Origin of the sequence: Roseomonas aeriglobus, assembly GCA_016937575.1 — a bacterium.
Taxonomy (GTDB): domain Bacteria; phylum Pseudomonadota; class Alphaproteobacteria; order Sphingomonadales; family Sphingomonadaceae; genus Sphingomonas; species Sphingomonas aerigloba.
In genome coordinates, this window is record JAFHKN010000002.1 from 2,894,340 (window position 1) to 2,906,956 (window position 12,617).

13 protein-coding genes are annotated in these 12,617 nt (G+C 67.3%); 3 read left to right on the forward strand and 10 right to left on the reverse strand.

The window, feature by feature from the left end; translation table 11 throughout:
* Positions 1 to 63 precede the first annotated feature (63 nt).
* Positions 64 to 2,430: a hypothetical protein gene (locus JW805_14255; protein ID MBN2973177.1), complete on the forward strand. Its 2,367-nt coding sequence runs from the start codon at positions 64 to 66 to the stop codon at positions 2,428 to 2,430.
* Positions 2,431 to 2,655: 225 nt separating this feature from the next.
* The gene (locus JW805_14260; protein ID MBN2973178.1) at positions 2,656 to 2,832 is read left to right on the forward strand and encodes a hypothetical protein; all 177 of its coding nucleotides are present in this window, start codon (positions 2,656 to 2,658) and stop codon (positions 2,830 to 2,832) included.
* 73 nt (positions 2,833 to 2,905) lie between these two features.
* On the opposite strand, the gene JW805_14265 is transcribed toward JW805_14260, so the two are convergent.
* The 8 genes from JW805_14265 to JW805_14300 form a co-directional block, all read right to left on the reverse strand.
* Positions 2,906 to 3,520, reverse strand: a complete 615-nt coding sequence (locus JW805_14265; GenBank protein MBN2973179.1) for a F0F1 ATP synthase subunit B — start codon at positions 3,518 to 3,520, stop codon at positions 2,906 to 2,908.
* The gene (locus tag JW805_14270; GenBank protein ID MBN2973180.1) at positions 3,513 to 4,004 is read right to left on the reverse strand and encodes a hypothetical protein; all 492 of its coding nucleotides are present in this window, start codon (positions 4,002 to 4,004) and stop codon (positions 3,513 to 3,515) included. Before JW805_14270 ends, JW805_14265 begins: the two co-directional genes overlap by 8 nt.
* A gap of 68 nt (positions 4,005 to 4,072) precedes the next feature.
* Entirely contained in the window at positions 4,073 to 4,300 is a 228-nt protein-coding gene (locus JW805_14275; protein MBN2973181.1) for a F0F1 ATP synthase subunit C, read from the reverse strand.
* Between the two features lie 40 nt (positions 4,301 to 4,340).
* Positions 4,341 to 5,132 (reverse strand): F0F1 ATP synthase subunit A, encoded by a 792-nt coding sequence (locus JW805_14280; protein ID MBN2973182.1) that lies wholly within the window; start codon positions 5,130 to 5,132, stop codon positions 4,341 to 4,343.
* A gap of 41 nt (positions 5,133 to 5,173) precedes the next feature.
* Positions 5,174 to 5,491: an AtpZ/AtpI family protein gene (locus tag JW805_14285; protein ID MBN2973183.1), complete on the reverse strand. Its 318-nt coding sequence runs from the start codon at positions 5,489 to 5,491 to the stop codon at positions 5,174 to 5,176.
* A gap of 426 nt (positions 5,492 to 5,917) precedes the next feature.
* The gene (locus tag JW805_14290; GenBank protein ID MBN2973184.1) at positions 5,918 to 6,298 is read right to left on the reverse strand and encodes a YdbL family protein; all 381 of its coding nucleotides are present in this window, start codon (positions 6,296 to 6,298) and stop codon (positions 5,918 to 5,920) included.
* A 1-nt stretch (position 6,299) separates the two neighbouring features.
* Positions 6,300 to 6,470 carry a YnbE family lipoprotein gene (locus JW805_14295; GenBank protein ID MBN2973185.1) on the reverse strand — a complete coding sequence of 57 codons (171 nt, stop codon included), beginning with the start codon at positions 6,468 to 6,470 and terminating at the stop codon, positions 6,300 to 6,302.
* A 56-nt stretch (positions 6,471 to 6,526) separates the two neighbouring features.
* A complete protein-coding gene (locus JW805_14300) occupies positions 6,527 to 9,670 on the reverse strand; it encodes a YdbH domain-containing protein (protein ID MBN2973186.1) in 3,144 nt (1,047 codons plus the stop codon).
* A gap of 59 nt (positions 9,671 to 9,729) precedes the next feature.
* Here JW805_14300 and radC point away from each other — a divergent pair, with 59 nt between their 5' ends.
* Complete coding sequence (gene radC / locus JW805_14305) at positions 9,730 to 10,422, forward strand: DNA repair protein RadC (protein ID MBN2973187.1); 693 nt, start codon at positions 9,730 to 9,732, stop codon at positions 10,420 to 10,422.
* A gap of 212 nt (positions 10,423 to 10,634) precedes the next feature.
* Here radC and JW805_14310 read toward each other — a convergent pair whose 3' ends face one another.
* Both JW805_14310 and JW805_14315 read right to left on the reverse strand, forming a co-directional pair.
* Entirely contained in the window at positions 10,635 to 11,060 is a 426-nt protein-coding gene (locus tag JW805_14310; GenBank protein ID MBN2973188.1) for an OsmC family protein, read from the reverse strand.
* A gap of 282 nt (positions 11,061 to 11,342) precedes the next feature.
* Positions 11,343 to 12,575, reverse strand: coding sequence for a polyhydroxyalkanoate depolymerase (locus JW805_14315; protein MBN2973189.1), 1,233 nt, complete (start codon positions 12,573 to 12,575; stop codon positions 11,343 to 11,345).
* Between the last annotated feature and the right edge of the window lie 42 nt (positions 12,576 to 12,617).

Here is a 12,617-nt window from a genome sequence, read left to right on the forward strand (position 1 = left end):
ACGTCACATCATCGCCACGCCCCCGCCCGGTGACCGCCATGCCGGCCATGTGTAAGGGGAGCCATGCTCGCACGTCTGCTCGCCTTCGCCGCCCTGATCCTGGCAATGCCCGCCGGTGCACAGAGCAACGGCTTCGACCTGTCGGGTCCGGACGTATCGGTCAGCGTCAGGCGCGGTGAGACGGTGCTGCCGCTCGGCGCCGTCCCCAGTCTCAGAAGTGGCGACCGTCTGACGCTCGCCGCCGTGCTGCCCGACGACCAGTCGGCGCGCTATCTCCTCGTCGTCGCCTTCCTGCGCGGTGCGACCAACCCGCCGCCCAAGGACTGGTTTTTCCGCGCCGAGACCTGGAAGCGCGGCAAGAATATGCTCGACATCGCCGTGCCCGAAGGTGCCGAACAGGCCGTGCTGTTCCTGGCGCCCGAAACCGGCGGCGGCTTCGATGCGATCCGCGACGCCGTTCGTGGACGGCCCGGCGTGTTCGTCCGAGCGGCGCAGGACCTGCACCAGGCCTCGCTCGACCGTGCACGACTCGATGCCTTCGTCACCGGGATGGCGGCTGTGGCCGACCGCGATCCCGACAGGCTGCCGACCGTGGCACCGGTGCTCGCCAATGCACTCAGGATCAAGCTCAACCCCGACTGCCTGTCCCGCCAGCGCGACCTGCAAGCGACCTGCCTCAGCCAGGCGCGCGATTCAGTCGTGCTCCAGGCTCAACGCGGCGCAACGCTCACCGAGACGCTGACCGGCGCGCCCGTCGACCTGGCGTACCGCGTTGCCGCGACGCGGGAAGGCGGCGCAGGCTTCTACAGCCCCTATATCGGCCTGGCGCGCGATCTCGCACGGCTGTTCGGCGCGTTCCGCAGCGCGCAATATCAATATGTTCCCGCGCTTGCGCTCGGTCGCGGCGAGCGGGTGCATCTGCAGCTCAACACCGCCCCCTCGTTCCAGAATCCGCGATCGGTGCTGGTCGCGCCGCTACCGCCGATTGGCGCAGTTCCCCCGCCGGCGTGGCGCCCCGCAAGCGGCGAGACCCAGTGCCTCACTCGACCCGGCCTGACGCTCGCACTCGACGATGCGTCGCTGATATTCGCCACCGGCTATGCCCGCGACCTCGCGCTGCGGCTGACCGTCGCGGACGGCAAGATGGTGGACGTTCCGCTGGCTCCTCAGGCGGCGAGCGGTGGCCTGCGTCTGGCCGGCGACCTGCCGGCGCTGTCCGGCCCGGTCTCGAGTGCGATGCTCCACGGCCGTTGGGGCTTCGATCCCTTTACCGGCCCCCGCCTGCCCGTTCGCCTCGATGCGGCGGGCGCCTGGACCGCACCGGGCGAAGGTGTCGTGGTGGTCGGCCGCGACCATCCGCTGATGCTCCGCGGCGGGATAGCCGCCTGTGTCGCGCAAATTGCCTTGAAGGAGGCGGACGGCAGCCTGCGTCCGGTGACCTGGAAGGCGGCAGGGCCCGATGCGATCGAAGCCACCTTGCCGCTCAGCAAGACGAAAGCGGGGCCACTGACGCTGTCGATCGGCCGAATCGGTGTGGTCGACACCTCCACTGTTGCCCTGACCGGTCGGGTGGAGGCGAGCCGGCTCGACCGCTTCACGATTCACGAGGGCGATCGGGTTGGTACGCTGACCGGCGCCCGGCTCGATCAGGTCGCCTCGCTCGAGCTCGGCGGTCGGCGCTTCGTCGCGGGCACCCTGGCGCGCGGAAGTGGTGGCGACCGACTGGAACTGACCGCCGATGCTGCTTTCGAGCCGACCGCCAATCTCAGCGAGGCGCGGGTTAAGCTGCGCGATGGGCGCAACGCTGTCGTGTCGGCCGGCATCGCGCCGCCCCGCCCGGCGGCCACGTTGATCAGCCGGGACGTTGCGCTTGCCGACACGCCCCGCGCGTTCGCCATTGCGCTGCCCGCCGGCGTGGTCCCGCGCGACGCGACCCTGACCTTCTCGGTCCGCGTACCGGGGGGCGTGTCCGCGGACGATGCGATCGAGGTGACCGCCGGCGCCGACGGCGCCGCAACGCGGCTGACCGTCGCATCGGGCGCGGTGCAGCGGGTCGGCGAGGACGTCGCCGTGACTCGCCTGTCCCCGGCAGTTGGCCTCGGACCGGCGGTAGCGGGGGAAATGCGTTTCCGCCTGTGGCGCGGCGACGTCGCAGGCGACTGGCAGCCGCTCGGCCGGATCGTCCGCCTGCCCGCGCTCACCGCCTTCGACTGTCCCGTGTCGGGAAAGCCGTGCACGCTCGCTGGACGCGACCTGTTCACTGTCGCGGAGATCGCCGACACCCCGGACATGTCCAGCGCCGTCGCCCTGCCCGCAGGGTTCGTCGGCGCCGAGATCGAGCTGCCCAAGCGGCCGGGCAAGACCCTTTTCCTGAAGCTTCACGACGCACCCGACGCGGTCCTGTCGGTCGCGCTGCCGGCCCGGTCCTAAGCCGCCGCCCGTTCGAGCGACGGCGGGAGCGCTGGCGAGCGCCACGGCTTTGCTCGCCGATGCTTCGGTTTTTTCGGCAGTATCGCGATCGGACACCTTGGCTTCGCGCGGACGCCCCGCTGGCGTCCCACTCCGGCTAAGATTAGGCAGCTAGCCGAAACGCAGGCGAAACAGCTGGCACCTTCCGGGGTCACGTCGGTTATCCCCTTTCGAAAGGAGGCGCCTGTGTCTGAAAAAATCGTCGCGATCGGATTGCTGACGCAACGCGACCTCGATCTGTTGGGCAGCGGCTTCGAACGTGCCTTCTCGATTCAGGAGGATGATGTCTTCGCTGATCTGATCGCCCGGCTCGATCACATTCCGCCCGTGCAGGAACCCCGGAACCAGCATCGATCTCGCTGACCCGATACCGACAAACGAAAACGGCGGACCTCGCGGCCCGCCGTTTTCTTTACGTCATTGACGTGCAGCCGGCTCAGTTCAGCCGACCGAGCCCCGCGATGGTGCGGTCGACCAGCGCCTGGTCGACATCGGCACCGTGCTTGGCTGCGATCAGCGATGCCGCCGCCTTGGTCGCGGCGTCCGCCGTCTTTGCCCGGACTTCGGCCAGCGCCGAGCGTTCAGCCGCAGCGATCTTGTCTTCGGCCATCTTGGCACGGCGTGCGACCAGGTCGGCCGCGTCGGCTTCGGCTTTGGCGACCAGCGCCTTGGCCTCTTCCTCGGCGTGGGCGACGATGTCACGCGTCTGCGTCTCGACGTCGGCCAACTTGCGCGCATATTCATCGCGCAAGGCTTCGGCCTCGGCACGAAGCTGCTTTGCCTCTTCCAGCCGCTGCCGGATGCCGGCGATCTGTTTGTCGAGCATGCCGCCGATCAGCTTGGGCACGCCCTTGACGATCAGCACGGCCAAGAAGACGGCCATCGCCAGGCTGACCCAGACGGTCGCATCCAGCCCGAACAGCGCCGGATCCGGGTGGTTGGCCGGGCCCGTCCCACCATGTTCGGTGGTCAGCGCTTCGCCGCCCGTCTTGGGCACGCCCTCCTCGTGAATCGCCTGATTCAGTGTCGGGGCAGTCTGGGTATTAGCCATGGAGCACCGCCTTCGTCGCCGCTTGCGCCTCCGCTGCGGTCACCGGTGCCCCAGACAGGCGCGACACGATGTCCTGCGCGGCTTGCGCCGCCACGGTTTCGATCTCCGCGAGCGCAGCCTGGCTGGCGGTCGCGATCCGCGCTTCCGCCGCCGTCACCTGTGCAGTCGTCGCCTCGCCCGCCTGTGCGAGCGTCGCTTCACTGGCAGCCTGCGACCGCGCACGCGCTGCGGCGATCGTCTGGCGGGCCTGTTCGCGCGCGGCATTCTCGATCCCGCGCCAGCGCTCTTCCTGAGCATCGGCCTCGGCGCGCGCGGCTTCCGCGGCAGCGAGGTCGGTCGCGACCGACGCATCACGCGCGTCGATCGTGCCCTGGACCTTGGGAACCATGCCCCGGCCCACGATGAGGAAGGCGATGCCGAAGGTGAGCGCCAGCCAGAACAGCTGCGACGCCCAGGTGGCCGCCAATTGTTCGATCTGAGGCATCTCTACTCCGTCCGTCTACGAATATGCGTGCCCGGCCGCCGGAAAATCCGCCGGCCGGGACAGCATCATTACGCGACGAAGATCAGCAGGACGGCAACGACGAACGCCAGCAGGCCGAGAAGCTCGGCGGCGGCGAAGCCGATGAACATGTTGCCCTGCTGGCTCGACGCCGCACCCGGATTGCGCAGCGCGCCTTCGAGGAAAGCGGCGAAGACGTTACCCACGCCCAGCGCGGCCAGGCCGGCGCCGATGGCAGCGAGACCGGCACCCAGCAGCTTGATCGAATCGGCTTCCATTGTTCAACTCCCGTAAGAAATCAGTGTGTTGGTAAGAAAATCAGTGATGGTCGTGCAGGTGCACGGCATCGTTGATGTAGAGCGAGGTCAAGAGCGCGAAGACATAGGCCTGCACGCCCGCCACCAGCAGTTCGAGGGCCGAGACGCCGACCATCAGCGCGAAGCTGGGCAGGCCGACGACGATGCCGAGGCCGGCCCCTGCATTGCCGGCGTTGATGATGAAGCCGGCCAGCACCTTCAACAGGATATGACCCGCGGTCATCGCGACGAACAGTCGCAGCGCGAGGCTGAACGGACGCACCATGAACGAGACGAACTCGATGGGCGTCACCAGGAACAGCACCGGCAGCGGCGTGCCCTTCGGCACGAACAGCGAGAAGAAGCGCAGGCCATGCCGCGCGAAGCCGACGCCCAGCACGATCAGGAAGCTGGCGATCGCCAGCACGCCCGTCGCGGTGAAGTGGCTGGTGAAGGTGAACGGGTGCACGCCGACGACGCCCAGCGGCAGGAGCCCCAGGATGTTGGCGAACAGGATGAACATGAACAGCGTGAAGACGTAGGGCAGGAAGGCGCGGCCTTCCTTGCCAATGTTCTGCTTCAGCAGCTTGTCGATGAAGCCTGTGAAGCCTTCCACCGCCATCTGCCAGCGGCCCGGCACCTGCGCGCCCTTCATGCCACCCAGCATGAACAGCCACAGTGCGACCAGCGCCACGCACATCCACATCGCCGAGTTCGTGAAGGCGATCTGATGACCGCCCAGCTGGAACCCGTTCCAGATGGTCTGCACCTCGAACTGGTGCATCGGATCGATCTTGCCCGAACCTGCCGACACGTTTTCTGTTTCCCGCAAATATTACGACAGGCGCCCGAAGGTCACTTCGAACGCCCGCTGGAAATCCGGATGATGTTCCTGAACGCGGCTGCGATCCCGAGGAACAGCAGCCCGAGCAGGAACCACGGGGAGGTATTGAACAGATAATCGAGCGTCCACCCGATCACCGCTCCTCCGACCATCCCCCCGACCAGTTCGGCCAGCACGCGGTTGCCGAGACGATAGCCGTCCCCGCCGTCTTCGCGCACCTCACCGCTCCGGATCGCCTCGTCGGTCTTCGCCCGATTCAATCGCTCGTTGAGCGAATTCAGGCGCTTATCCTCCGAGATTGGGTCCAGTCCGGGCTCTTGCTCCGCCATGTCATCCCCTCCGCCTGAGCGGGCAGGTTCAACGGCCGAGCGGCAAGCCCGCCAAGGCAGGCGCGCTTTAGGAAGCGTAAATCTCCGAGTCAACCGAAAGCCCACCCTGCCGGTGGCCTATGCGGTTGCAAAGGCGTCGCTATGATGCCCGCGCGCCACATCCCGTGGCGTGAAAGGGGGTGATCATACTTGGATCATAATACCGCAATTGTCATCCTCAGCGCTGGCTCGCTGATGGTGGCATTCGCTGCCTTGGTGCTCAAAATCATCGAGGTGGCCCGCTCTAAGTAGCGGCGGGATGGGGTCGGGCTGGCACCCGGCCCCTGAACGTAGAAGACCCCGGCCGCTGGCACGACCGGGGTCCGGAGGTGATACCTGAACCAGATACCGCGCCGCCGATATAGCGCGATATCGTTTAATATTCAATCACACACACCGCGGATCCCGCGTCGGCGCGCTCGCCCCGCGCGTCAGCCACTGGCCCGACGGCGACTGGTATTTCTCGCCCGCCGACGTCTGATTGATCAGGTTGCAGCCCGCGACGAACGCCATCTGCTCGACGGTCGCGCCATTGCCGGCCTGACGCGTGTAGGCCGCCTTGCGCTGAATGTTGATGTTGTTGACCAGCGCACGCAACTCGGGCGTCGGGCTGCCGACGATGCCGAGGTAGCCATCGGGCTGCTCGCCGACCTGGCCGGCCGACCGCGCCGCCGCATAGGCCGGATCGCGTTGCGCATAGGCGGCGGTCGCGGCCAGAGCACCGACGGCGGCGATGCCGATCAATGCAGCGATGTGAAGCGTCTTCATCTTAGAAAATCCCGGGATTCTGCTGGATGAGCGACTTCGCCTCCCCATCGAGACGATAGACGACCTCCTGCGTGATCGAGATGTTGAGGTTGATGACGATCGGCTTGTCCGGCGCGTTCACGGTCACGCATCCGCTCACACTGCCGGCCATTGCCAGTCCCAGAATACCCATCTTCTTCACGCGTCCGATGTTCGTACAAATGCGCACGAACCTCAATCCTGCAGTCTTCATGGACGTTTCTCGCTTGATGGGGGCTGAATGACGGGGGCCGGCGGCGGCTGCGGCCCTTCGCGGCGACGCTGCTCGTCGATCAGCGCGGGCAGGTTGCGCTGAATGAGCCGCGACGGATCATAATAGCTGCGCACCGAATCGAGCAGCTGACGGAAGGGGGCTCGAATCGTGATGTTGAACACGAACGGCAGGCGTGCGAGTCGCCGGATGAGGAAGTTGCTCTTCGTACCCTTGCCCTGGCTGACGCCCGCGAACTGGATCGCAGTCACCATCTCGCCCGACAGCGGGCCGTTCAGCGTGATGTTCAGACTGCGATAGTTGAGCGCACGCAGCGCCTGGAACGCCATGTTGCCCCACACCCCCACATCCTTCTCGGTGATGGTCCCGACATAGGCGATGCTGCCGCCTGATCGTGCGGCCAGTGTCCCGTCGACGATCCGCCCGCCGGATTCGTCGAACACCATCGGCAGCACGCCATCGAAGGTGCCGGTGGCATTGAGGTTGTCGAAGTCGAATTGCTGGAGGAACGTCGCGGCGTCTGCCCCCACGACGCGGAAGGTCATCCGCCGCTGCTGGTTGGCGTTGAAATCCAGCAAGGTCGGGTCCAGCGTCAGCTTGCCTCCCGCAAACGGCCAATCCCCGCCCTCCACCTGCACCCGGTTGTTGCCGGTTAGGCGATAGCGGACGGTCCCGTTCTCCACCGCAATGCCGGGATTGACTGTGGTGATCGTCGCGACCTGATCCGGCGCGCTGACAAGGCCGAGCAGGTCGGTGAAGACGATGTCGCCGGACAGGCCGGTCACGGGACCGAAGGCGGCGGCAAGATCAAGGTTGCTTGTCCCGAATCTGCCGGTGCTCGTCACGCCATCGGGCGTCCAGGCGATCCGCCCGCGGCCCGACACGCTGCCGTTCACGTCGGCGATGACGCCATAGGTTAGGGGAGTCAGCTCGTTCGGCTGGAACGCCTTGCCGAAGGTGATGCCAGGCACGCGCAATTCGGCGTCCCCCGCCCCCCGCGCCAGATCGTGAAGGATCGTGACGTCGGCAACCTTCACCCGCTTCGTCGGATGGATCAACGTGCCCGTCGCATCGATGCGGTTGCCCGCCAGTGTCAGCGCGACAGTCTCGCTTGCCAGCGGCTCGAACCGACGCTCCTTGGCGGCATCGGCGATCATCAGCCGCCCGCCGAGCGACAGCTTGCCACCTGCGAAGACCCAGTCGCCGCTCGCCGCCGACAGGATCAGCGGCACGTTGCCGATCTGCCCGCCGCCGTCGGCGAAGCTGCCTGCCACGCGACCGCCGGCGACACGCCCCGTCAGCCGCCCGGCATCGATCCGCGTCACCCGTTCCGGTAAGCCGAGCCGCGTCTTCACGTCGTCAAGCGCAAAGGTCAGATCGCCAAGATCCATTCGCGCGCCCGACATGCTGAGCTCGAGCGGCGTCGCGCCGATCCGCCCGGCCAGCCGGGTCGTCGCCAGTCGCGCTCGTCCGTCGATCCTTCCGCGCTCGAATACCACCAGTCCCGCCCCGCCGGCGCAGACGCGCAGCCGCGTCGGATCGAGGGTCAGGCTGGAGATCGCGAGCCGCTGCCACGCGATCGCGGTACAGCCCGGGTTGGCAACCATCGTGGTGCCCCGCCACCGCACGTCGATCGGCATCTGCACGCCGTCGATGCGGCCATCGCCGAGCGGTCCCGAGACCGTCAGCTGAGTCGTCACCCGCGTCACCGCACCGTCAGTCGCCTGGAAGCTGACCGGCGTCAGCGCCAGCCGGGCACCGCCTGCCGCATAGGGTTCGACGATCGCGCGTCCCGCGAACCCGCCGCCGGCCCGGCGCAGCGCGATCGATGCCGCCGGCAGGCCGCCGCCCCTGAGCGCGATCTGTCCGCCGACTTCGAGCGCGCCGAACCGAATCGGGTCGCCGCCGATCGTTGCCACCGCGCCACTGGCGGATCGCAGAGTCAGGTTCGTCACCCGGACCGCGCGAGCATCGCCGCGTTGGACCGCCTCGATGCGCGCATTGCCCGAAACATCGCGTCCTGCCGCGACGCCGGCCTTCGCTAGCGCCTGGACGAGCGGCCCGACCGGCGTACCCGCGGCGCTCGTCCCCATCGCGGCGACCTGCCGCAAAAGCGCATCGGCTGCACGAGCGTTGCCGATCCGGGCGTCTCCGGCAAATTCGAGGCCCGTCGGGGCGACGCGGTAGCGTCCCGTAACCTCGGCCTGCCCCAGCCGCCCCTGTGCCATCGCCACGGTGTTGGCGGTGAGACGCACGTCACCGACCGTTCCCCTGGCACTGCCGTCGAACGCGACTGTCGCCGACAATGGCGCAGCGGTCAGGCCCGGCGCGCTGCCCTTGGCGGCAGCCGCGGCCACCTTGCCGGACCAGCGATCCAGCCCTGCGCTCAGGTTCAGATCGACATCGGCGCCAAACGCCTGGACAACGGCATCGCCACAGCGAACCGCGCCTGCCCGCAACGGACCGATCAGGCTCGGTGCCTGCTTCGCGACCTTGAGCGCGAAGGCGCCGCCGATGCCGGTCGCAGTGCAGCCCGACAGCGACTGCCGATCGCTGACCAGCGCCAGCCGGCCGGAAAACCCGTCATCGAGCCGGCCCGACCCCTGCAACTTCAGTCCGACGATACCGTCGGGCAACTCCAGGCGCACGCGCGCATCGGCGATGTCCGCGGTCAGTTTCGGGAGGGCGAAGGGCGCGTTGCCGTCCCCTTTCGGCATCAGCTTGTCGATCGCGCCGAGCGACAACCCGTCCCGTGTCCACCGGGCGCGCAACCGGACGTGGCCGGAGTCGATCCCCGTCACCTCCGGCCCGCCTCCGCGGATCCGGGTATGGACGACGACCCAGTCGGCCACCAGGTCGGGGTCGCTCGGATCACCGATGACGACGTTGATCAGCCGTTGGCGGGCAAAGCCGATATCCGCCACGGTGTACCGGGCCGGCACGCCGCGCTTGGCGAGTTCGTCGTCGATGAAGCCGGTCGCGACACTGCGCCGCTGGTGCCACAACACGGCGATGGCGGCCGCAAAGACGATCAAGAGCGCAATAAGCGTGCGCCAGCGCTTGCGCTGGTGCCAGCGCCGCCGCCGCTGCTCCGTGCCCGTCTCCGCGGCGTCCGCCGTCACGCATCGCTCCCACAGCGACCGGTTGCATCGCCGGCGCACTCGCTTAACCTTGGTCGCAGATGAGTGTTCCTGCAACCGTTCCGGAAGACGCCGCCGGCCACCGCGCCCGGTTGCGCGAACGGCTGTTCGTCGGCGGAGCGGAGGCGCTGCAGGATTACGAGTTGCTCGAATATCTGCTGGCCCTTGCCATCCCGCGGCGCGACACGAAGCCGCTGGCCAAGGCTTTGCTTCGGGAATTCGGCGGCTTGTCGGGTGTGATGACCGCGGCGTCGGAGGATCTCGCCCGCATCAAGGGCATGGGGGAGACGTCGGTCGCGGCGATCAAGGCCGCGCACGGCGTCGCACTCCGGCTGCTCAAGACCGAGACGAGCGCCCAGCCGGTGCTGAGCAATTGGCAGGCCCTCCTCGATTATCTGCGTGCCGACATGGCGCACCACCAGATCGAACGCGTGCGCGTGTTGCACCTCGACAGCCGCAACCGGCTGGTCCGCGACGAAGTGATGAACGAAGGCACCGTCGACGAAGCCCCCGTCTATGCCCGCGAGATCGTCCGGCGCGCGTTGCAACTCGGCTCGGCCGCGGTGATTCTGGTCCACAATCACCCCTCGGGCGATGCGTCGCCCAGCAAGGCGGACATCGACATCACGCGCCAGGTCGCAGCGGCCCTGAAACCGCTGAACATCGCGCTGCACGACCATATCGTCATGGCCCGCGGCGGGCACACGAGTTTAAGAGCGCAAGGGCTGATCTGAATTCCTCCCCCAGCTTGTCTGGGGGATGGGGAGTGCCGGGTCGAACGCGCCTCGCGCGTTCGAGGATCGTCCCGGGGGACGATCCGACCCGTCACTCCGCGCAAGCGATGGTGGAGGGGCTTGCGGCGTCGGGCGCGTGCCGCGCCACCCCTCCACCACTCGGCTACGCCGAGCGGTCCCCCTCCCCCAGCAAGCTGGGGGAGGACTTCCACTCACCCCAGATCATGCTCCAGCGTGATCTCGGCATTCAGCAGCTTGGAGATCGGGCAGCCCTTCTTGGCCTCCTCGGCAATCCGCTCGAAGTCGGCCTTGTCGATCCCGTCGACCCGCCCCTTCAGCTTCAGCGCCGACTTGGTCACCTTGAACCCGTCGCCGTCCTTGTCCAGCGTCACCGCCGCATCGGTTTCCAGCGTGCCTGCCGAATACCCTTCCTTCGCCAGCGCGAAGCTCAGCGCCATGGTGAAGCAGCTGGCGTGCGCGGCCGCGATCAGCTCTTCGGGATTGGTGCCGGGTTCGTTCTCGAACCGCGTGTTGAAGCCATAGGGATTGTCGGACAGCACGCCCGACTGGGTCGAGACATGCCCCTTCCCATCCTTGCCGAGGCCATCGTAGCGGGCGGATGCGGTGCGGGTCGTCATGTGCGTCGTCTCCTCAGATTTAGACGCCACCCCGAACGCACGCCTGCGCGTTCGGGTTCACATGGGTTACGATCCGGCAACCGGTGTGTCGTCATTTCGCGGACGCCCTAGCTTCCCGTTCCCCGGCGAAGGCCGGGGTCCAGGTGCACGCGATCTCCGAAACTTACCGCCCGACCGGAACTGGGCCCCGGCCTTCGCCGGGGCACTCGAGAGAAATACCCGGGGGTCCCGCCTCCGCGGGAATGACGGAAGAGAGCGTAGTCCTCCCCCGCCGTGACCACCTCACCCCGCGTGCTCGGCGATCCACGCCTCGACGACCGGCGCGATGCGGTTGCGCCACTTCGACCCGTTGAAGATGCCGTAGTGACCGACTTCGGGGGCCATATGATATTGCTTCATCGCCTCCGGCAGCGCGGTCGCGATGGTCAGCGCGGCCTTGGTCTGGCCCAGGCCGGAAATATCGTCGCGCTCGCCCTCGATCGCCAGCAGCGCGACATCGCGGATCGCGCCCGGATCGACGCGGCGGCCACGGTGCATCATCTCGCCCTTAGGCAACGCATGATCCTGGAACACCACGCGGATCGTCTGCAGATAGAATTCGGCGGTCATGTCGCACACCGCGCGATATTCGTCATAGAACGCCATCGTCGCCTGGCTGCTTTCGCCGTCGCCGGCGACCAGGTGTTTGAACAGCTCCCAATGCGACATCATGTGGTTGCCGAGATTCATCGTCATGAACCCGGCGAGCTGCAGGAAACCCGGATAGACCCGACGCCCGGCGCCCGGATAGGTCGCAGGAATCGTCGCGATGACGTTCTGTTCGAACCAGGCATAGGGCCGCTCGGTCGCCAGCGTATTGACCGCGGTCGGCGCCTCGCGCGTGTCGACGGGTCCGCCCATCAGCGTCACCGTCAGCGGGCGATTGGGGTGATCGTCGGCCGCCATCAGGCAGGTCGCGGCATAGGCGGGAACCGACGGCTGGCAAACGGCGAGCATGTGCGAGCGCGCACTGCCGTCCTTGCCCATGGTTTCCAGGAATTCGATGACATAGTCGACATAGTCGTCCAGGTCGAAGCGCCCCTCCGACAGCGGCACCAGCTTCGCATCGCGCCAGTCGGTGATGTACACGTCATGGCCCGGCAGCATGCGCTCGACCGTGCCGCGCAGCAGCGTCGCATAATGGCCCGACATCGGCGCAACGATCAGCAGCTTGGGCCCGCCTTCGACGCCTTCGCGCACGAAGCGCTTGAGCTGGCCGAAGGGCTTGCGCAGCACGATCTCCTCGCGCACCGCCACTTCGCGGCCGTCGACGACGGTCTTGGTGAGGCCGAACGCCGGCTTGCCGCGCGGGGCGCTGGCGTGGGCGAAGACCTCGAGCGCTGACGACAGCACCGGTCCGCCACCGAAATAGGCGAACGGGTTTGCCGGGTTATTGAGCAGACCTGCCGAAAAATTCGCTAGCGCGCTGGCCCCCGCAAGCATCGAGCGCTGCATTTCATAGGCATTATAGAGCATCGGGTATGGACCTTTACCGGCGCCCGCTCCCCCGCGGCCGCA

What these genes read in the sequence shown, in the direction of transcription:
- JW805_14255 (MBN2973177.1), top strand. Translation starts at nt 64, where the DNA reads ATGCTCGCACGTCTGCTCGCCTTCGCCGCCCTGATCCTGGCAATGCCC.
- JW805_14265 (MBN2973179.1), bottom strand. Translation starts at nt 3,520, where the DNA reads ATGGCTAATACCCAGACTGCCCCGACACTGAATCAGGCGATTCACGAG.
- JW805_14270 (MBN2973180.1), bottom strand. Translation starts at nt 4,004, where the DNA reads ATGCCTCAGATCGAACAATTGGCGGCCACCTGGGCGTCGCAGCTGTTC.
- JW805_14275 (MBN2973181.1), bottom strand. Translation starts at nt 4,300, where the DNA reads ATGGAAGCCGATTCGATCAAGCTGCTGGGTGCCGGTCTCGCTGCCATC.
- JW805_14285 (MBN2973183.1), bottom strand. Translation starts at nt 5,491, where the DNA reads ATGGCGGAGCAAGAGCCCGGACTGGACCCAATCTCGGAGGATAAGCGC.
- JW805_14290 (MBN2973184.1), bottom strand. Translation starts at nt 6,298, where the DNA reads ATGAAGACGCTTCACATCGCTGCATTGATCGGCATCGCCGCCGTCGGT.
- JW805_14295 (MBN2973185.1), bottom strand. Translation starts at nt 6,470, where the DNA reads ATGGGTATTCTGGGACTGGCAATGGCCGGCAGTGTGAGCGGATGCGTG.
- radC (MBN2973187.1), top strand. Translation starts at nt 9,730, where the DNA reads ATGAGTGTTCCTGCAACCGTTCCGGAAGACGCCGCCGGCCACCGCGCC.
- JW805_14310 (MBN2973188.1), bottom strand. Translation starts at nt 11,060, where the DNA reads ATGACGACCCGCACCGCATCCGCCCGCTACGATGGCCTCGGCAAGGAT.
- JW805_14315 (MBN2973189.1), bottom strand. Translation starts at nt 12,575, where the DNA reads ATGCTCTATAATGCCTATGAAATGCAGCGCTCGATGCTTGCGGGGGCC.